This window comes from Pseudomonas sp. P8_229 (genome assembly GCF_034008635.1).
Classification (GTDB): domain Bacteria; phylum Pseudomonadota; class Gammaproteobacteria; order Pseudomonadales; family Pseudomonadaceae; genus Aquipseudomonas.
In genome coordinates this window covers 854,736-874,800 of the sequence record NZ_CP125378.1, presented here as the reverse complement: position 1 = coordinate 874,800, position 20,065 = coordinate 854,736, and the positions used below count along the sequence as shown (strand labels likewise).

The following is a 20,065-nucleotide window of genomic DNA, read 5'->3' as shown; positions in this document are numbered from 1 at the left end:
TTTTAACCGTTAGACCGAGGTGCCCCTATTCGCGAGCAAGCCCGCTCCCACATTGGATCTGTGGCGTTCACCAATCCAGTTTTTACAGGGATCTTGTGAATGCCAAAATTCTAATGTGGGAGCGGGCTTGCTCGCGAAAGCCATCTAATAGGCGACGAGGATCTCAACGCTTATCGAGCTTATCCGGCAACGGCGCAAACAGCGCTTCAATATCATCACTCTGCAACTTCCAGTCCCCAGCCTTGCGCCCATCCAGCACGCCCGCCGCCAAGTCGGATTTTTCCTTCTGCAGGTGCTGAATCTTCTCTTCCACCGTGCCCCGGGCAATCATCTTGTAGACGAACACCGGTTTCTCCTGGCCGATCCGATAAGCCCGGTCGGTTGCCTGATTCTCGGTCGCCGGGTTCCACCACGGGTCGTAATGAATCACCGTGTCCGCTTCGGTCAGGTTCAAGCCAACGCCGCCGGCCTTCAGGCTGATCAGAAAGATCTGACGCTTGCCGCTCTGAAATTCCTTCACCGGCGTGCGCCGATCGCGAGTCTGTCCGGTCAGCAGGGCGTAGGCGACATTGCGTTTTTTCAGTTCGTCCTCAATCAGCGACAGCATCGAGGTGAACTGCGAGAACAACAGAATCCGCCGACCTTCCTCGAACAACTCCTCAAGCATTTCCATCAGGCTGTCGAGCTTGCCGGAACTGCTGCCGCGAGCGGGCAGGGTGGCGTCGTTGACCAGGCGCAGATCGCAGCAGACCTGACGCAGTTTGAGCAAGGCTTCCAGAATGATGATCTGACTGCGCGCCACGCCCTTGCGGGTGATCTCGTCGCGGACTTTCTTGTCCATCGCCAGGCGCATGGTCTCATAGACATCTCGCTGGGCTTCGTTGAGTTCGACCCAGTGGATGATCTCGGTCTTGGGCGGCAGCTCGGTGGCCACCTGTTCCTTTGTGCGGCGCAACAGAAACGGTTTTATCCGACCATTGAGGTGCTGAAGTCTGACTTCACTGGCACGCTTTTCGATGGGTACGCGGTAATCGGCGTTGAAGCTTTTGACGTCGCCGAGCCAGCCGGGCAGCAGAAAGTGGAACAGCGACCACAACTCACCGAGGTGGTTTTCCAGCGGCGTACCGCTCAGGCACAGGCGTTGACGCGCGTTGAGTTCGCGGGCAGCCTGCGCCGCTTTGCTGTTGGGGTTCTTGATGTACTGCGCTTCGTCCAGCACCAGCACGTGCAGCGGCTGTTGCGCCAGGCGCTCGACGTCCTTGGGCAGCAGCGCGTAGGTGGTCAGGATCAGGTCGAAGTCGGCCAGATGGTCGAAATGTTTTTTACGGCTGGCACCGTACAGCGCGACCACTTTCAGTTGCGGCGTGAAGTGCGCGGCTTCGTCGAGCCAGTTCGGAATCAGGCTGGTGGGCATGACCACCATGCACGGTCGATCCAGGCGTCCGGCGTTTTTCTCGCTGAGAATATGCGCCAGGGTCTGTAGGGTTTTACCCAGGCCCATGTCGTCCGCGAGAATCCCGCCGACCTCAAGTTGACGCAGTGACTGCATCCAGCTCAACCCTTCGAGCTGATAAGGGCGCAGCGTCGCGTTCAAACCTTTCGGTGTCTCGGCGGTGTAATCACGAATGTCGCGCAGACGTTGGGCGAAGCTGCGGATCTGTTCGCCACCTTCCCACAGCAGTGGAATGCCTTCCAGCGAGTTGAGCCGCGTGGCGTCGGCCTTGCTCAGACGCAGGGTGGTTTCGCCCGGCTCCTGCAAGTAAAACTCGCCCAGCGTCGCCAATACCGGTTTCAATCGGCCAAGGGGCAGGGCCACCTGCAGCGGCCCGTGCTCACTGTTGCGTTGCGGAATATTGACCAGAATCAGCTCGTCATCGCGCCGGCGCGCCAGGCGTTCCGGGTTGAGGATTTCCGTGTGCGAACGCATCAGGTTGAGCAGGATCGGCAACAGGCTCAGGCGTTCGCCATTGACGATGATCCCCAGTTCCAGATCGAACCAGTCGCGCTCCGGGGCCTGCTCGACGGTGGCGTACCAGTCGTCGACGGCGGTCAGATCGAAGCCGAATTCCTCGTCGATCTGCAATTCCCAGCCTTGGGTGCGCAACTTCGGCAGTTCGTTGAGGGTGAACGTCAGCCAGGCGCTGTCGTTGACCATCTCGTACAGCTCGCCGGCGCTTTCCGGCAGGGCTTTGCTCTGGCGGGTGGCGATACGAAAGCCGAGGATGCGTAACTGTTCGCGGTAGGACTGTTCCACTTCGGGGTGGCGTTTTATCCGCAGGGTCTGTGCTTCCTGGCGGATCAGGATGTCGCTGTTTTTCTGTCCGCTGACGTATTCATCCAGATAGCTGAACGACAGCGCCGCCCGATGCTGGATGTAGCGCTGCATCTTGCCGTTGCGCGGTTCGAACGCACTGAACTCGACGCTGGCCAGCCACAGGCGCGGCACCGGTTGCACGTTGTCCACCAGCACTTGCGGCGGTGCCTTGGGGCTGCGGTTTTCGAGGACGGCCTGGAGCTTTTCCAGCAGTTCGGCGTCTTTTGCGGCGGCAGGGTATTCGAGGGTTTCCTGCACTTGCAGTAGCACCGCTGCGCAGTGTTTGCAGTTGGTTCGTACCGGGCAGGTACAAGCGGCGTCAACCAGCAGCAGGGTGCCTTTGGCTGACTCGCGCAGGTGAATGGTCTGTCGGTAGACGTTACCGCCAGAGCCTTCGCAACTGGCGGTGATGGTGGCGTCGCCGACCTGGGCGATGCGTACTCGATTCTCCAGGGCGTAGCGGCGGCCACGCTCCAGGCTCTGTTCCTTGAATCGGCTGACCCAGGAGGGTGCCAACGGTTTACTCAGAGGCGGGGACATAAGGACTTCGATCAGTCCGGAATCGCTTCAGGGGCTTGCCGTGGGGCGGGCGCCGTCAGGGAGGTAATCTTGATCAGCAGGGCCAGGTGGCCGTTGTCGAGATAATTGAGTTGGCCGTACTTGGTGTGGCTGTCCTGTTTCAGGCGTTCGCTGGCGGTGACCATGCCGTTGGCGTCGATCTGATTGACCCAGAAGTCGGCGTTCACGTCGGTGAAACGTCCCAGTTTCAGCTCCAGGGTACCCTCGATCGGGAACTGACCGAACTGTTCCTTGCCGTCGCTGACGGCCACCTTGGTCGGCGCTTCGCCGAGGGTCTGCTGCCAGGCCTTGTGCAGCAGCACGCTGTAATCGCCGCTGGCGGTGAGTTTGCTGGCAACCTCACCCAGTGCAGGTGTGCGCTGGCTGGCAGCGTCCAGTCGCTGGGCGCCGGCGGCCCAGTCTTCCGGGGCGGCACGGCTGATGATCGCCGGCACGGCGTTTTGCCGCACCAGGATCATTTCGACCTGATACAGGTCATCGGCAAACGCCATCGGTGCTACGAAGGTCAGTAGCAAAGTCAGTGAGCGAAACAGGCGCATGCGGCGTCCTTCAAACAGTTTTCGGGAGGAGGCGCTCGAACAGCGCCTCTACAGTATTAAAGCGCTCTTCCGGGCGCTCCATCGGCACCTGGAACTTGAACATCGTGGCGCCTTCGAATTTGTAGCGTTTTGGCTGAGTCTGGATCAGTTTGATCAAGGTCATCGGGTCGACTGGCGTCTGCGTGGCGAACTCGATGCGTCCACCTTGCGGGCCGCCATCGACCTTCTTGATGCCCAGCTGTTCAGCCTGCAACTTCAGCGCGGTGATGCGCACCAGGTTCTTGGTCGGCTCCGGCAACAGGCCGAAACGGTCGATCATCTCGACTTGCAGATCCTTCAGGCCTTCCTCGTCGGTGGCCGACGCGATGCGCTTGTAAAGAATCAGGCGTGCATGCACATCCGGCAGATAGTCTTCCGGAATCAGCGCCGGCACGCGCAGGTTGACCTCCGGGCCACCGCCGAGCGGTTGGTCGAGGTTCGGTTGCTCGCCCTTGCGGATCGATTTCACTGCGCGCTCGAGCATTTCCATGTACAGCGTGAAACCCACGGCCTGAATCTGCCCGCTCTGACCGTCGCCGAGCAGTTCGCCCGCGCCACGGATTTCCAGGTCGTTGGTCGCCAACACGAAGCCGGCACCGAGGTCCTGAGTATTGGCAATCGCTTCCAGACGTTTTTCGGCGTCCGAGGTGATTTGCTGGCGCGGCGGGGTCAGCAGGTAGGCGTAAGCCTGGTGGTGGCTGCGGCCGACGCGACCACGCAACTGGTGCAGTTGTGCCAGCCCGAACTTGTCGGCGCGCTCGATGATGATGGTGTTGGCGCTCGGCACGTCGATGCCGGTCTCGATGATGGTCGAGGCAATCAGCACGTTGAAGCGCTTGTGATAGAAGTCGCTCATCACCTGTTCGAGTTCGCGTTCGCGCATCTGCCCGTGGCCGATGCCGATCCGTGCTTCCGGCACCAGTTCGGCGAGATCCGCCGCGCACTTCTCGATGGTCTTCACGTCGTTGTGCAGGTAGTAGACCTGGCCACCGCGCAGCAGCTCACGCAGCAGGGCCTCTTTGACCGTGCTCTTGTTCTGCTCCATGACGAAAGTGCGCACCGACAAGCGTCGCGCCGGCGGTGTGGCGATGATCGACAGGTCACGCATGCCCGACACCGCCATGTTCAGCGTGCGCGGAATCGGCGTGGCGGTCAGCGTAAGAATGTCGACTTCGCTGCGCAGGGCCTTGAGCTGTTCCTTCTGACGGACACCGAAGCGGTGTTCTTCGTCGATGATCACAAGGCCAAGGTTTTTGATCTTCACATCGTCGGACAGCAGCTTGTGCGTACCTATGACGATGTCGATCTTGCCCTCGGCCAGATCGGCAATCGCCGCATTCACTTCCTTGGTCGATTTGAAGCGGCTCATCACTTCCACGGTCACCGGCCAGTCGGCGAAGCGGTCGCGGAAGCTGTTGTAGTGTTGCTGGGCGAGCAGGGTGGTCGGCACCAGAATTGCCACCTGACGACCGCCGTGCACGGCGATGAAGGCGGCGCGCATCGCCACTTCGGTCTTGCCGAAACCGACGTCGCCGCAGACCAGGCGGTCCATCGGTTTTGGCGCGAGCATGTCTTCACGCACCGCTTCGATGGTCGACTGCTGGTCTGGGGTTTCTTCAAACGGGAAGCCGGCGCTGAACGTGGCGTAATCGGCTTTCGGGTCGGCAAACGCGTAGCCTTCGCGGGCGGCGCGACGGGCGTAGATGTCGAGCAGTTCGGCGGCGACGTCGCGCACCTGTTCGGCCGCTTTGCGCTTGGCTTTCTGCCAGGTCTCGGAGCCGAGGCGGTGCAGTGGCGCCAGTGCGTCATCGCTGCCGGTGTAGCGGGCGATCAGGTGCAGGTTGGCCACTGGTACGTAAAGCTTGGCGTTCTCGGCGTATTCCAGGGTGAGGAATTCGGCAGCCTGATTGTCGATTTCCAGAATCGTCAGTCCCAGATAACGCCCGACACCGTGATCGATGTGCACCACCGGTGCGCCTTCGCGCAGCTCGGTGAGGTTCTTGATCACTGCGTCGTTGTTGCCGTCTGCACGCTTCTCGCGACGACGACGCTGCATCACGCGTTGCCCGAACAACGGACTTTCCGCGACCAGTGCCAGCGCTGGATCATCCAGCATCAAGCCTTCGTCGAGCGGCGCGATGGTGATCGCCAGACGATCCTTGCTCGCAACGAAATCCGGCCAGCTGTCGACGGTTTTTGGTCGCAGCTTGAGGCGTTCGAGCAACTCCAGCAGGACTTCACGACGGCCCGCAGATTCGGCGGTGAACAGCACGCGCCCGGGGAATTCGTCGAGGAATGCCGAAAGCGCCGCCAGCGGTTGCGTGGCCTTGGCTTCGATCGCCAGATTCGGCAGCGCCTGTGCCGGAAAGCGTTCGCGGCCGGCACCGGTTTCCACGTCCTGCTGACTGGCGACCACGCGTGGCCAGCTCTTCAGGCGGGCAAAGCAGTCTTCCACCGGCAGGAACAATTCGGCGGGCGGCAATAAAGGACGCGAAGGGTCGACGCGGCGCTCTTCGTAGCGATTGCGCACGTCGTTCCAGAAGTTTTCCGCTGCTTGCTCGATGCCCGGCAGCGAGAACACCTGGGTGTCCTGCGGCAGGTAGTCGAACAGGGTCGAGGTTTCGTCGAAGAACAGCGGCAGGTAGTACTCGATACCGGCCGGAGTGATCCCGCTGCTCAGGTCCTGGAAGATCGGGCAGCGACGGAAATCGACGTCGAAACGCTCGCGAAAGCGCGCCTTGAAGCGGGTCACCGCATCTTTCTGCAGCGGAAACTCGCGGGCCGGCAGCAGCTTGACCGAATCGACCTTGTCGATGGAGCGCTGGTTTTCCGGATCGAAGGTGCGCAGGGTTTCGATTTCGTCGTCGAACAGGTCGATGCGGTACGGCAGCTTGCTGCCCATCGGGAACAGGTCGATCAGTGCACCGCGAACGGTGAACTCGCCGTGCTCGTAGACCGTGTCGACGTAGCGATAGCCACTGGCTTCAAGCCGCGAGCGCATCTGTTCGACGTCGAGCTTCTGCCCGACATCCAGCACCAGGCTGCTGCCGAGCAGGAACTTGGTCGGCGCCAGGCGGTGCAGGGCGGTGGTGATCGGCACCACCAGCACACCGTGGGCCAGCTCCGGCAACCTATATAGGCTGGCGATGCGCTGGGAAATGATGTCCTGGTGCGGCGAGAACAGGTCGTAGGGCAGGGTTTCCCAGTCGGGAAAATGCAGGACGGGCAATTCCGGGGCGAAGAAACTCAGCTCCTGTTCCAGCCGTTCGGCACTCTGGCTGTCGGCGGTCAGTAGCAGGGTGAAGCGCTTGGCAGCGCTGGCAGCCTCGGCAATCGCGAGGCTGAGGGCAGCACCGGGCAGATTGCCCCAATGCTGTTTACCTGCCGCAGCAGGGAGAAGCGGTAGACGCAGAACGGGCACGGAAGGTTGAGCTCCAGGCTTTGCGACAAAGTCGGTAATTGTAGCGGCGTCCGGTGCCGCCTGTCAGTTGCAGACTGCGTCTATCTTCGCTGTTTGTACGAAATGTAGTGGTAACCATAAAAACGAGCACTTTTTTTGCGGTTATGTAGTGCCGAAATCGGCTGGTGTTACGGAGGGTTACAGACATCGTCTAACAGTCGTCGAAAAATTGACTTCGCTGAAAGCCCCGGTTTTACTGGGCTTGCGCGGGGCGTAATTTTTTTGAACGGGATTTTGTTACCGATTGCGCGACAAGCGCGCATTGCTACGCGAGGTTCTGGGCGGCATAATGTAGCCCCTTTTTTCTGCCCCTACATGTGGAAGGTTACCGTGACTCAGAAGCCCGACCAGTGTCTTGGTGAATGGATCGACCGTGAAGCACTCGCAGAAGCGATGATCCCGCTTATCGGTCAGCTCTACCGCAATAACAACGTGGTGAGCTCGATCTATGGCCGCAGCCTGATCAACCAGTCTGTCATCGCGATTCTCAAAGCTCACCGCTTTGCTCGCCACCGTTCTTCCGACGACAGCGAACTCTCCGTCCACGAAACATTCCCACTGCTCAAGGCGATGAGCGAGCTCAAGCTCGGCGCGGCTTCGGTAGACCTGGGCAAGTTGGCGTTCAAATTCCGCAGCGAAGGCAATGGCCGCAGTGCCGAGCAGTTCGTTCGCGAAGAACTGGCTGACGTGGTTGGCCAGCAAAACGCTTCGGCCCGCAAAGGCACTGACGTGGTTCTGTACGGCTTCGGTCGTATCGGCCGTCTGCTGGCGCGCATCCTGATCGAGAAAACCGGTGGTGGCGACGGTCTGCGTCTGCGTGCCATCGTCGTGCGCAAAGGCGCCGACAACGACCTGACCAAGCGCGCCAGCCTGCTGCGTCGCGATTCGGTACACGGTCCGTTCAACGGCACCATCGTCATCGACGAAGAAAACAACACCATCACCGCCAACGGTAACCTGATCCAGGTGATCTACGCGAAGAACCCGACCGAGGTGGATTACACCCAGTACGGGATCAAAGACGCGCTGCTGGTGGACAACACCGGTGTATGGCGTGACGCCGATGGTCTGGGTCAGCACCTGCAATGCCCGGGTGTATCCCGCGTTGTTCTGACCGCGCCTGGCAAAGGCAAGCTGAAGAACATCGTTCACGGTATCAACCACAACGAAATCACCGCTGACGACAAGATCGTGTCCGCCGCTTCCTGCACCACCAACGCCATTGTGCCGGTGCTGAAGGCTGTGAATGACAAGTTCGGCATCATTAACGGTCACGTCGAAACCGTTCACTCGTACACCAACGACCAGAACCTGATCGACAACTTCCACAAGGGTGATCGTCGTGGCCGTAGCGCCGCGCTGAACATGGTAATCACCGAGACCGGTGCTGCCACCGCTGCTGCCAAGGCCCTGCCTGAGCTGGCCGGCAAGCTGACCGGTAACGCAATCCGTGTTCCGACGCCAAACGTGTCGATGGCCATTCTCAACCTGAACCTTGAGAAAGCCGCCACCCGTGAAGAGATGAACGAGTACCTGCGCTACATGGCGCTGCACTCCGATCTGCACAAGCAAATCGACTTCGTCAACTCGCAGGAAGTGGTGTCCACCGACTTCGTGGGTTCGCGTCACGCCGGTGTGGTCGACGCTGAAGCGACCATCGTGCAGGACAACCGCGTTGTTCTGTACGTCTGGTACGACAACGAGTTTGGCTACAGCTGCCAGGTCGTTCGTGTGATGGAAGACATGGCCGGTGTAAACCCGCCAGCGTTCCCGCGCTAAGCACTCGCTGCAAATGAAAACGCCCCGACTTAGGTCGGGGCGTTTTTGTTTGTGTGTCCGGTGAATCTCTATTGCCTGTGCTGGCCTCTTCGGGAGCAGGCCCCCTCCCACAGGTTCCCATGATGTTCACAGGTTTCTTGTACGACACAAAACCCTGTGGGAGGGGGGCTTGTTCCCGAAGGCGTCCTAACGGGCGCCGCCGACTATCGAGGCTTGCGCAGTGCGCAATTCATGTTTATTACCCCGGAACAGTACCAGTGTCGCAATCAACCCCAGCACCGCCGCACCGCTGAGCCAGATCCCCGGCGCAGCCTTGTTGTCCAGCACGTGAATCAGGTAAGTGCAGGCTGCCGGCGTGAAGCCGCCGAAGGTTGCGGTCGCCAGGCTATAGGCCAGCGAGAACCCGGTGGTCCGCACTTCCACCGGCATGATTTCGGTCAGCGCCACCACCATCGCACCGTTGTACGAGCCGTACAGGAACGACAACCAGAGTTCGACGATCAGCAGATGACTGAAGCTCGGATTCGCCACCAGCCACGACAGCGCAGGGTAAGCGGTCAGGATCGCCAGAATGGTCGCCGCCAGCAGCAAGGGTTTGCGACCGATCTTGTCGGACAGCGATCCCATCACTGGAAGCCAGAAGAAGTTCGACAGACCGATGCACACCGTCACCAGCAGCGCGTCGAAATCCGACAGATGCAGTTCAGCCTTGCCGAAAGTCGGGGTGTAGGCGGTGATCAGGTAGAACGACACCGTGGTCATCACCACCAGCGCCATGCCGGCGATGACGATGCCGAAGTTCTGGCCGATCGAACGGACGATTTCCCGCAGGGTAGGGCGGTGTTTGCGCGCCTGGAATTCCGGGGTTTCCTCCAGCGAGCGACGAATGATGAAGATCGCCGGAACGATCATGCAGCCAATCAGGAACGGCACGCGCCAGCCCCATTCACCCATTTGCTCCGGACTCAGCCAGTGGTTGAGGCCGACTCCGAGCAGGCCGGCAAACACCACCGCCGCTTGCTGGCTGGCAGACTGCCAACTGACGAAAAAGCCCTTGCGGCCCGGCGTGGCGATTTCCGCCAGATACACCGAGACACCGCCCAGTTCGACGCCGGCCGAGAAGCCTTGCAGCAAGCGGCCGAACAGCACGATCAGTGGGGCGGCGACGCCGAGGGTGGCATAGCCCGGCACGCAGGCGATCAGGATCGTACCGGCGGCCATCAGCGCGAGGGTAATGATCAGGCCCTTGCGACGACCATGGCGGTCAATGTAGGCGCCGAGGAAGATCGCCCCCAGCGGACGCATCAGGAAGCCGGCACCGAACGTCGCCAGGGAGAGCATCAGGGAAGCGAAGGCGCTGTCGGCCGGGAAGAAGGTTTTGGCGATGGCCGTGGCGTAGAAGCCGTAGACCATGAAGTCGAACATCTCGAGAAAATTGCCGCTGACAACGCGAAAAATCGCTTTGCCTTTGCCCGTGGTGGAGGACATTGGTTCGTACTCTCTGTTGGCTGTCTTATTGGAAATCCCTGATCTAGACACGTCCTCGCCGTCACGCGGCAAACTCAGGCAGTACCCGTGAACAGTTTTGTAACCATATGTGTATAAAGATCGTTAGGCAACAACTGGTTAGGGCACTGCTTAAACGATATAGCCATTACGAAGGCCAGCATGACGCTATCAAGCGAATGAAAAACCTGTAGGAGTGAGCCTGCTCGCGATGGCGTCGTATCAGCCAATAGATCTTTTGCTGGGCCACCGCTATCGCGAACAGGCTCACTCCTGCAGGTTCTGGCGCATAATCTTCAGTTTTATACTGTGTCAGAGGATTCGTTGTGGGGAGCAGGGGATTTGTCTAAAGGTTGGCTGATTGGCCTTTTGATGCTGGTGGGCACCTTGTCTGGCTGCGGCAGCGGCGATTCGATGGAAAGCTTCGGTGGCCCGACCATGGGCAGCACCTATTCGATCAAGTACGTGCGCCATGCCGGTCTTCCCGAGCCCGCGCGGGTTCAGCTTGAAGTGGAAAAAATCCTCGCCGAGGTCGACAGCCAGATGTCGACCTATCGCAATGACTCCGACATCGAGCGCTTCAATGCCTTGCCGGCGAACAGCTGTCAGACGATGCCGGCCTCCGTGCTCGAATTGGTCCGGGTTGGCGAACAACTGTCAGCCCAAAGCGAAGGCTCCTACGACCTGACCGTCGAGCCGCTGATGAACCTGTGGGGGTTCGGCCCGCAAGGTCGTGAAGAAAAAGTCCCCAGCGCAGCCGCAGTGGCCGAAACCCTGCAACGGGTCGGCTACCGGCATTTGCATATCGACGCTGACCGTTTGTGCAAGGATGCGCCGGTCGAAGTCGACTTCAACAGCATCGCCGCCGGTTATGCCGTCGACACCATTGCCGCCAGGCTCGAAGCCATGGGCATCCGCGACTATCTCGCCGAAGCCACGGGCGAACTGAAGGCCAAGGGCAAAAAGCTCGATGGCTCGGCATGGCGTATCGCGCTGGAGGAGCCGCGAGATGATCAGCAGGTGGCTGAGCGCGTCATCAATGTCGATGGTTACGGCGTTTCCACTTCCGGTGATTACCGCAATTATTTCCTGCAGGACGGTCGGCGCTATTCCCACACCTTCGATGCGCATAGCGGGGCGCCGGTCCTACACAACCTGGCGTCGGTCACGGTAATTCATCCTTCAGCGTTGATGGCCGATGGACTATCGACGCTGTTGCTGATTCTCGGGCCTGAACGGGCCTGGGACTATGCCGAAAAACATGACATTGGTGCATTCTTCGTGATTCGTGCCGATACAGGTTTCGTCATCCGCACCAGTGCGGCTTTCGAGCGCCTCAGTGGCGCAAAAGTTGACTGAGAACAGTACGAAAGCTGGCGTTGTAGTGCAGGCAAAAGTAGCCTACGACGCGACCAAGGGTTAATGTGCGCGGCGTTGACGCTTCTATAGACTGTGTCCGGGTTCTTTACTGGCCCCCAATTGTTCCTTCGCGCCGCGATTCGGCGTGATTTAGCCGCCGGTGCTGCTGGCACCGCGGCCTGTTCTGAGGAGTACGCATGGCTGTCTACAACTACGACGTGGTGGTGTTGGGTTCCGGCCCGGCGGGAGAAGGCGCGGCAATGAACGCCGCCAAAGCAGGGCGCAAGGTGGCGATGGTCGACAGCCGTCGCCAGGTCGGCGGTAACTGCACCCACCTGGGTACCATCCCGTCCAAGGCCCTGCGTCACTCGGTCCGGCAGATCATGCAGTTCAACACCAACCCGATGTTCCGGGCGATCGGCGAGCCACGCTGGTTCTCCTTCCCGGACGTGTTGAAAAGCGCCGAGAAAGTCATTTCCAAACAAGTCGCTTCGCGTACCGGCTACTACGCCCGTAACCGCGTCGACGTGTTCTTCGGCACCGGCAGCTTCGCCGACGAGCAGACCATCGAAGTGGTCTGCGCCAACGGCGTGGTCGAAAAGCTGGTGGCCAAGCACATCATCATCGCCACCGGTTCGCGCCCGTATCGCCCGGCGGACATCGATTTCCACCACCCGCGTATTTACGATAGCGACACCATCCTCAGCCTCGGCCACACCCCGCGCAAACTCATCGTTTACGGCGCCGGCGTGATTGGCTGCGAATACGCCTCGATCTTCAGCGGTCTGGGTGTACTGGTTGAACTGGTGGACAACCGCGGTCAGTTGCTGAGCTTCCTCGACTCGGAAATCTCCCAGGCGTTGAGCTACCACTTCAGCAACAACAACATCACCGTGCGCCACAACGAAGACTACGACCGTGTCGAAGGCGTGGACAACGGCGTGATCCTGCACCTCAAGTCCGGCAAGAAGATCAAGGCAGACGCCTTGCTCTGGTGCAACGGCCGTACCGGCAACACCGACGCGCTGGGTCTGGAAAATATCGGCGTGAAGGTCAACAGCCGTGGCCAGATCGAAGTCGACGAAGCCTATCGCACCTGCGTGCCGAACATTTATGGCGCCGGTGACGTGATCGGCTGGCCGAGCCTGGCCAGTGCCGCGCACGACCAGGGCCGTTCGGCAGCCGGCAGCATCGTCGATAACGGTAGCTGGCGCTTTGTGAATGACGTGCCGACCGGCATCTACACCATTCCGGAGATCAGCTCGATCGGCAAGAACGAGCAGGAACTGACCCAGGCCAAAGTGCCGTACGAAGTCGGCAAGGCGTTCTTCAAGAGCATGGCGCGTGCACAGATCGCCGGCGAGCCGCAAGGCATGCTGAAGATCCTGTTCCACCGTGAAACCCTGGAAGTGCTGGGCGTTCACTGCTTCGGTTATCAGGCTTCGGAGATCGTGCACATCGGTCAGGCGATCATGAACCAGCCGGGCGAACTGAACACGTTGAAGTACTTCGTCAACACCACGTTCAACTACCCGACCATGGCCGAAGCCTATCGGGTAGCGGCGTATGACGGCCTCAACCGGCTTTTTTGACGGGCTCCGGCCGGTGGCCTGAGCCGGCCGGGGAGACCGATTTCAGCAATTCTCGAGGATGGCAGTGGCCAAACCGGGAAAGTCTGTAATCAGGCTGTCAACGCCGAAGTCGGCGAGTCTGCGCATCAGCGCAGGCTCGTTGACGGTCCACACCGACACATGCAGCCCCTGACGCTGCGCCTTCTGCAAGCGTTCCGGCGTACACAGCGTCCAGTTCAACGCCAGAATCTCACAGCCATAGCTGGCCGCGACCTTCAACGGGTCGAGCCAGGCGTACTCGGCCACCAGTCCCCGTGACACGTCCGGCACCAGATCCAGCGCCGCTTTCAATACTTCCCGCGAACTCGAGGTGATCGTCACCTTGTCGAGCAGGCCATGACGCTGGGCCATTTCGCGAATCGCCAGCACCGTGGTTGCGGCGCGGGTGCGCGAGGCACTTTTGACTTCCAGTTGCCAGTGCTCGAAATCACACTTCTCGAACAACTCTTCCAGCGTCGGAATCGGGCACGGCTTGATCCAGCCCGGGCCGCCCTTGCGCGCGTCGTAGGTCACCAACTCGGCGGCGGAGTGCTCGACCACCTTGCCGCGACGGTCAGTGGTGCGCTTGAGGGTCGGGTCGTGGATGACCATCAACTCGCCGTCCTTGGACAGGTGCAGATCCAGTTCGCAACGGCGTACGCCGTGCTTGAGACATTCCTGAAAACTGCTCAGGGTATTTTCCGGTGCTTCGCCCTTGGCGCCGCGGTGGCCGTAGATGAGGGTCACGGTGCTTCCTTAATTTAAATGCCGGATTCGTTCTGTTCGCGAGCCAGGCGTCGTTCCTGGGCCTGCTTCTGCAAGATATAACGGGCGAGCAACTGGCGCTGGGCGTCGGTCAAGTGTTCGAACTCGGTGCCGACGTCGTAGCCGTCGCCCTTGCGGTCGCAATGGGTGACACGGGCACGCAGCAGCAGGCCGAGCGCCTGGGGCATCAGCACCAGTTTGACCGACAGGTGCGCGCCGCTGGCGAGCGCTGTCGGGTGCTGAAAGTCGATCCCGCCTTCGGAAATGATCACCGGTTGCGGCTCGCCGATGTGGCCGAGCACGGTCAGGGCCACCACCTGGCTGAGCAGGTCGATGCGTTTGTTCTGGGATTTGAGGAACGCGGCAATGGCCCGATCGCGTTCGCTGATCTGGCGCAACAGGTGCTGCGACTCGAATTCGCTCAGGTGCAGTTCGCTGAGCAGGTTGAACAGCGGGGAAGCATCCTGCAACACTTCCTGGCCTGCGGCTTCGGGAGCGGACAGGGGCCGAATTTCCAGTGCGATCGTGTCCTCGATACGGTAGTATTCGCGGCGATCTTCTTCATCTAATGTCGACATGGCGAACCCATGGTAGCGGCGGTGGTCTGAGTGTAAAGCTGGTTATCGACCCCCGCCACAAGGACGTTCCTTTTCCCTCCGAACAAGCCCCGACATGTTCAGACCTCTCTTCGTATTTATCGGCACGCGTTATACCCGTGCAAAGCGTCGCAATCATTTTGTGTCTTTCATTTCCCTGACTTCGATGATCGGGCTCGCCCTTGGCGTGGTCGTGATGATCGTGGTGCTATCGGTGATGAACGGCTTCGATCATGAGATGCGCACCCGCGTGCTGGGCATGGTGCCCCACGCGACCCTTGAATCTGGCGAGCCAATCAACGATTGGCAAAGCCTGGCCGCCAAGGTCAAACGCAACCCGGAGGTGACGGCCGTTGCGCCGTTCACCCAGATGCAGGGCTTGCTGACCAACAACGGTCAGGTGTCCAAGGTGTTGCTCAACGCCATCGACCCTGCGCTGGAGCGCAACGTGTCGATCATCGACAACTTCATGAAACAGGGCAAACTCGACGATTTGACGCCGGGCAGCTTCGGCATCGTCATCGGCGACAAGGCCGCGACCAAGCTGGGCGTGGGCCTCGGTGACAAGGTCACCTTCGTCGCGCCGGAAGTCAGCGTGACCCCAGCCGGGATGTTCCCGCGCATGAAGCGCTTCACCGTGGTCGGCATCTTCCATGTCGGCGCCGGTGAGCTGGATGGCTATCTGGGCGTCACCAACCTGCAGGATCTGGCGAAGATGCACCGCTGGAAGCCTGATCAGGTGCAGGGCATCCGGTTGAAGTTCGATGATCTGTTCCAGGCGCCGCGCGTGGCCTGGACCATCGCCCAGCAGTTGGGCGAAGACCATTACTACGCCCGCGACTGGACCCGTACCCACGGCAATCTGTATCAGGCGATTCGCATGGAAAAAGCCATGATCGGCCTGCTGTTGCTGCTGATCGTCGCGGTGGCCGCGTTCAATATCATTTCCACGCTGGTGATGGTGGTGAACGACAAGAAGAGCGACATCGCCATTCTGCGTACCCTTGGCGCCACGCCGGGGACGATCATGCGCACGTTCATGGTGCAAGGCACGGTGATTGGCGTGGTCGGTACGGCCATTGGCGCGGTGGTCGGGATCTTCGCCGCGCTCAATGTCAGCGCCGCAATTTCCGCCCTCGAAGGGCTGATCGGCCACAAATTCCTCAACGCCGACGTGTACTTCATCGATTACCTGCCGTCGCAGGTGCAGAGCCAGGACGTGGTCATGGTTTGCGCCGCTGCGTTGGTCCTGAGTTTCCTCGCCACCCTGTATCCCGCCTGGCGTGCTGCGCGCACCCAGCCGGCGGAGGCGCTACGTTATGAGTGAGTCGGGCATGAGTGATAAAGCAATCTTGAGCTGCCGCAACCTGGGCAAATCCTACGAGGAAGGTCCGGAGTCGGTGCAAGTGTTGGCCGGTTTGCAACTGGAGTTGCACCCGGGCGAGCGTGTGGCGATCGTCGGCAAGTCCGGTTCGGGCAAAAGTACCTTGCTCAACCTGCTGGGCGGCCTCGACACGCCCACCCAGGGCAGCGTCTGGCTCGATGGTGAAGAGCTCTCGGCACTGAGCGAGAAGAAGCGTGGCCTGCTGCGTAACCGCGCCCTCGGGTTCGTGTACCAGTTTCACCACTTGCTGCCGGAATTCACCGCGCTGGAAAACGTCTGCATGCCGCTGCTGATCGGCAAGACCGCGATCCCCGAGGCGCGTCAGCGCGCCACGGCATTGCTGGAGCGCGTAGGGCTGGGTCATCGTCTGGAGCACAAACCGGCGGAACTGTCCGGTGGCGAACGCCAGCGTGTGGCCATCGCCCGGGCGCTGGTGAACAATCCAGGCCTGGTGATGCTTGATGAACCGACCGGCAACCTCGACTCGCACACTGCCGAAGGCATTCAGGATCTGATGCTGGAACTCAGCACCTCGATGCGCACGGCGTTCCTGGTGGTGACTCACGACATGAACCTGGCCCGCCAGATGGATCGCGTCCTGCAGTTGCAGGAAGGTTGCCTGACCGCCATCTGACCGACCGAAACCCGCTGCCTGTAAAGGCATCGGGTCTTTTATTTTTATACGGTGCCCCAGCGAATGTTCAGACCGTTATCGATCTTTATCGGCACGCGCTATACCCGCGCCAAGCGCCGCAATCGCTTTGTTTCGTTCATTTCGATGACCTCGATGATCGGGCTCGCCCTCGGCGTGCTGGCGATGATCGTGGTGCTGTCGGTGATGAACGGCTTCCAGCGCGAGATGAGCTCGCGGATCCTCGGCATGGTGCCGCACGCGACCATCGTCGGCGTAAAGCCGATTGATGACTGGCAACCGGTGGCCGCCGCCGCGCTGAAAAATCCTGAAGTGACCGCCGCCGTGCCGTTCACCGAGATGGAAGGCATGCTCTCCTACAAGGGCTTGATGCAGCCGATCCAGATCAGCGGCGTCGACCCGGCCCAGGAAGGCAAGGTATCGATTGTCGCCCAGCACATTGTGCAGGGCCGTCTCGATGACCTGAAACCGGGCGAATTCGGCGTGGTGATCGGTGAAATCACCGCGCGCCGCTTCCGCCTCAACGTCGGTGACAAGATCACCCTGATCGTGCCGGAAGTCAGCACCGCACCGGGCGGCATCACCCCACGCATGCAGCGTCTGAACGTGGTCGGTGTGTTCAAGGTCGGTGCCGAGCTGGACGGTTCCATGGGCCTGATCCACGTCGCCGATGCCGCAACCATGCAGCACTGGCAGCCGAATCAGGTGCAAAGCGTGCGTCTGGCGGTAAAGGACCTGTACGCCGCGCCGAAAGTCTCTTCGGACATCGCCGCAGGCCTGGGCGCCGAGTTCAAGGCTGACGACTGGACCCACACCCAGGGCAGTCTGTTCAGCGCGATGAAAATGGAAAAAACCATGATCGGCCTGCTGTTGCTGATGATCGTCGCGGTGGCGGCGTTCAACATCATCGCCACGCTGATCATGGTGGTGAACGACAAGGGCGCGGACATCGCGATCCTGCGCACCATCGGTGCCACGCCGCGGCAGATCATGGCGATCTTCATGGTGCAGGGCACGGTGATCGGCATTGTCGGGACCATTATCGGCGGCGTGCTCGGCGTGATTGCCGCGCTGAACGTCAGTGAGATGGTCGGCTGGGTCGAGCGGGTCACCGGGCAGCACATCTTCAGTTCCGACGTGTATTTCGTCAGTAACCTGCCTTCGGAATTGCAGGGTGGGGACGTGCTGTTGATTTGCTCGGCAGGCTTTATTCTGAGCTTCCTGGCGACGGTGTATCCGGCGTTGCGGGCGGCGAAGATCGAGCCGGCTCACGCATTGAGATATTCGTAAGCGACTCCATGCTCGTTCCCACGCTCTGCGTGGGAATGCCTCAACGGACGCTCCGCGTTCGGCTCTGGAAGGGACGTGGAGCGTCCCGGGCTGCATTCCCACGCAGAGCGTGGGAACGATCAGGTTCGAGGCAGCTCAATCACAAACCGCGTCCATCCTGCTTCAGATTCGCAATGAATCTGCCCACCATGGGCCCGAACGATCGATTGCGTAATCGCCAGCCCCAGCCCCGCATGTTCACTGCTGCCTTCCTGCCGCGCCGGATCGGCCCGATAAAACCGGTCAAACAGCCGTGGCAACAACTCCGCTGAAATCCCTTCGCCACTGTTCTCGACTGAAATGCGTACCGCGTTCGGTTGATCAACGATCCGCAAGCTCACAAAGCCCGCCGCCGGGGTAAAGCGCAACGCGTTATCCAGCAAGTTCGACAAGGCCCGACGCAGCATGCTGCGATCACCCTCAATGCGCGCCAGGCCTTCGCGACTCAGCGTCACCCCGGCGTCCTCAGCCAAGGGCGCAAAAAACTCCAGCAGCACATCGGTCTCATCCGCCAACTCCAGCGGCTCGCGCTTGGGCATCAGCAAACCATGGTCCGCCTTGGCCAGGTACAGCATGTCGTTGACCAGTTGCGCCATCCATTGCAGCTCTTCGAGGTTGCTGTGCAGGGCTTCGCGATAATCTTCGATCGGGCGTGGGCGGGTGAGGGTGACCTGAGTGTGGGTCAGCAGGTTCGACAGCGGTGTGCGCAGTTCATGGGCGATGTCGGCAGAGAACGCCGACAACCGTTGAAACGAGTCGTCGAGGCGTCCGAGCATGGCGTTGAAGCTGTGGGCCATTTCCGCAAGCTCTGGCGGCATGTGCGCTTCCGGCAGTCGGGCGTTGAGCGATTGTGCTGAAATCCCACGGGCGACAGCACTCATGCGCCGCAGTGGACGCAGACCGCTACGCGCTGCCCAGGCACCGAGCAACGCGGTGGCCAATGCCGACAACCCGACGGTCAGCCAGATCAGATGCTGCATGCGCTGCAGGAAATGCTGGTGGTGGGTGATGTCCAGCAACAGCGTCAGTTGTGGCGAGTCGGTTTTGTCCGGGTAGAGCGGGGCGTTGAGCACCCGATAATCAGTGCCTTCCTGACTCACGGTCGCCAGGCCGGATTGTTTTGGCAACTCTGCAGGGATCTGTGTCGAACTGTCGTACCAGCGTTGGCCGTCACTACCAGTAATGCGCAGCGCCAGATCGGCCTGGCGGCTCAGCTCATCCGCCAGCCGCGCCTCACGTTGGCCGGGTTGCACATCCTGCAAGGCCCGGCGCAGGCCGATCAGCTTGCCGTCCAGCAGTTGCTGGTCGAGTTCGATGAAGTGCGTTTCGCTGGCGCGGCTGAACAGTACGCCGGCAAACAGCGAGACCACGGCGGTGCAGGCGGCGAACAGCAAAGCCAGACGAGAACTCAGGGACAGACGACGCATCAGGCGGGACGCTCTTCAAGCACGTAACCCATGCCGCGTACGGTGTGGATCAGTTTGTCGGGGAAATCATCGTCGATCTTCAGGCGCAGGCGGCGGATCGCCACTTCGATCACGTTGGTGTCGCTGTCGAAGTTCATGTCCCAGACCTGCGAGGCAATCAGCGATTTGGGCAGCACTTCACCCTGACGGCGCAGGAGCATTTCCAGCAGGGCGAACTCCTTGGCGGTCAGGTCGATACGTTGGCCGCTACGTTCGACGCGGCGGCGAATCAGGTCCAGGCGCAGATCGGCCAGTTGCAGGCTGGTTTCCTGTGGCGTGGCGCTGCCTCGACGCAGCAGGCTGCGCACCCGGGCCAGCAATTCGGAGAAGGCAAACGGTTTGACCAGATAGTCGTCGGCGCCGAGTTCGAGGCCATGAACCCGGTCCTCCACGGCATCCTTGGCGGTCAGAAACAGCACCGGCGTGTCGAGGCCGGCGCTGCGCACCGCTTGCAGGATCTGCCAGCCACTGCGTCCGGGCAGCATCACGTCGAGGATCAGCAGCGCATAATCACCGCTCAAGGCCAGTTGCTGGCCGCTGTTGCCGTCGGCCACCAGTTCCGTGTTGAACCCGGCCTCGGTCAGCCCCTGGCGCAGGTAGTGGCCGGTTTTCGGTTGGTCTTCGACGATCAGCAGTTTCATGGGCGGCTCGGGTTGATTCAGGTTCTGGAAACGAAAGCTTTATACCG

General features: G+C 60.7%; 14 protein-coding genes. 6 read left to right on the top strand and 8 right to left on the bottom strand.

From position 1 onward, the window contains the following. Positions 1-163 precede the first annotated feature (163 nt). The 3 genes from QMK55_RS03855 to mfd are packed head-to-tail and all read right to left on the bottom strand — an operon-like array spanning position 164 to position 6,892. Positions 164-2,854: a DEAD/DEAH box helicase gene (locus tag QMK55_RS03855; protein ID WP_320328697.1), complete on the bottom strand. Its 2,691-nt coding sequence runs from the start codon at positions 2,852-2,854 to the stop codon at positions 164-166. A gap of 11 nt (positions 2,855-2,865) precedes the next feature. Further along, complete coding sequence (locus QMK55_RS03850; protein WP_320328696.1) at positions 2,866-3,432, bottom strand: CsiV family protein; 567 nt, start codon at positions 3,430-3,432, stop codon at positions 2,866-2,868. Between the two features lie 10 nt (positions 3,433-3,442). Next, on the bottom strand, positions 3,443-6,892 hold the full coding sequence (gene mfd / locus QMK55_RS03845) for a transcription-repair coupling factor (RefSeq protein WP_102356356.1): 3,450 nt from the start codon (positions 6,890-6,892) through the stop codon (positions 3,443-3,445). Positions 6,893-7,246: 354 nt separating this feature from the next. On the opposite strand from mfd, the gene QMK55_RS03840 reads away from it, so the two are divergent. Further along, positions 7,247-8,710, top strand: coding sequence for a glyceraldehyde-3-phosphate dehydrogenase (locus tag QMK55_RS03840; RefSeq protein ID WP_025111064.1), 1,464 nt, complete (start codon positions 7,247-7,249; stop codon positions 8,708-8,710). A gap of 186 nt (positions 8,711-8,896) precedes the next feature. Here QMK55_RS03840 and QMK55_RS03835 read toward each other — a convergent pair whose 3' ends face one another. After that, positions 8,897-10,198, bottom strand: a complete 1,302-nt coding sequence (locus QMK55_RS03835) for an MFS transporter (RefSeq protein ID WP_320328695.1) — start codon at positions 10,196-10,198, stop codon at positions 8,897-8,899. A 390-nt stretch (positions 10,199-10,588) separates the two neighbouring features. Here QMK55_RS03835 and QMK55_RS03830 point away from each other — a divergent pair, with 390 nt between their 5' ends. Both QMK55_RS03830 and sthA read left to right on the top strand, forming a co-directional pair. Next, positions 10,589-11,575 carry an FAD:protein FMN transferase gene (locus tag QMK55_RS03830; RefSeq protein ID WP_102356354.1) on the top strand — a complete coding sequence of 329 codons (987 nt, stop codon included), beginning with the start codon at positions 10,589-10,591 and terminating at the stop codon, positions 11,573-11,575. 197 nt (positions 11,576-11,772) lie between these two features. Next, positions 11,773-13,167, top strand: a complete 1,395-nt coding sequence (gene sthA, locus QMK55_RS03825) for a Si-specific NAD(P)(+) transhydrogenase (RefSeq protein WP_102356353.1) — start codon at positions 11,773-11,775, stop codon at positions 13,165-13,167. Positions 13,168-13,209: 42 nt separating this feature from the next. On the opposite strand, the gene QMK55_RS03820 is transcribed toward sthA, so the two are convergent. After that, on the bottom strand, positions 13,210-13,932 hold the full coding sequence (locus QMK55_RS03820; RefSeq protein ID WP_320328694.1) for a glycerophosphodiester phosphodiesterase: 723 nt from the start codon (positions 13,930-13,932) through the stop codon (positions 13,210-13,212). A gap of 14 nt (positions 13,933-13,946) precedes the next feature. Further along, the gene (locus tag QMK55_RS03815) at positions 13,947-14,528 is read right to left on the bottom strand and encodes a PilZ domain-containing protein (protein ID WP_320328693.1); all 582 of its coding nucleotides are present in this window, start codon (positions 14,526-14,528) and stop codon (positions 13,947-13,949) included. A gap of 94 nt (positions 14,529-14,622) precedes the next feature. On the opposite strand from QMK55_RS03815, the gene QMK55_RS03810 reads away from it, so the two are divergent. The 3 genes from QMK55_RS03810 to QMK55_RS03800 all read left to right on the top strand — a co-directional run bounded on the left by QMK55_RS03810 (position 14,623) and on the right by QMK55_RS03800 (position 17,872). Next, positions 14,623-15,873, top strand: coding sequence for a lipoprotein-releasing ABC transporter permease subunit (locus QMK55_RS03810; RefSeq protein ID WP_102356350.1), 1,251 nt, complete (start codon positions 14,623-14,625; stop codon positions 15,871-15,873). 7 nt (positions 15,874-15,880) lie between these two features. Beyond that, positions 15,881-16,564: a lipoprotein-releasing ABC transporter ATP-binding protein LolD gene (gene lolD, locus QMK55_RS03805; RefSeq protein WP_177482384.1), complete on the top strand. Its 684-nt coding sequence runs from the start codon at positions 15,881-15,883 to the stop codon at positions 16,562-16,564. A gap of 63 nt (positions 16,565-16,627) precedes the next feature. Further along, complete coding sequence (locus QMK55_RS03800; RefSeq protein WP_102356348.1) at positions 16,628-17,872, top strand: lipoprotein-releasing ABC transporter permease subunit; 1,245 nt, start codon at positions 16,628-16,630, stop codon at positions 17,870-17,872. Positions 17,873-17,991: 119 nt separating this feature from the next. Here QMK55_RS03800 and QMK55_RS03795 read toward each other — a convergent pair whose 3' ends face one another. Together QMK55_RS03795 and QMK55_RS03790 are read right to left on the bottom strand one after the other, a co-directional pair. Continuing rightward, positions 17,992-19,338: a heavy metal sensor histidine kinase gene (locus tag QMK55_RS03795; protein ID WP_102356347.1), complete on the bottom strand. Its 1,347-nt coding sequence runs from the start codon at positions 19,336-19,338 to the stop codon at positions 17,992-17,994. Beyond that, the gene (locus QMK55_RS03790; RefSeq protein ID WP_102356346.1) at positions 19,338-20,018 is read right to left on the bottom strand and encodes a heavy metal response regulator transcription factor; all 681 of its coding nucleotides are present in this window, start codon (positions 20,016-20,018) and stop codon (positions 19,338-19,340) included. Before QMK55_RS03790 ends, QMK55_RS03795 begins: the two co-directional genes overlap by 1 nt. Positions 20,019-20,065 lie beyond the last annotated feature (47 nt).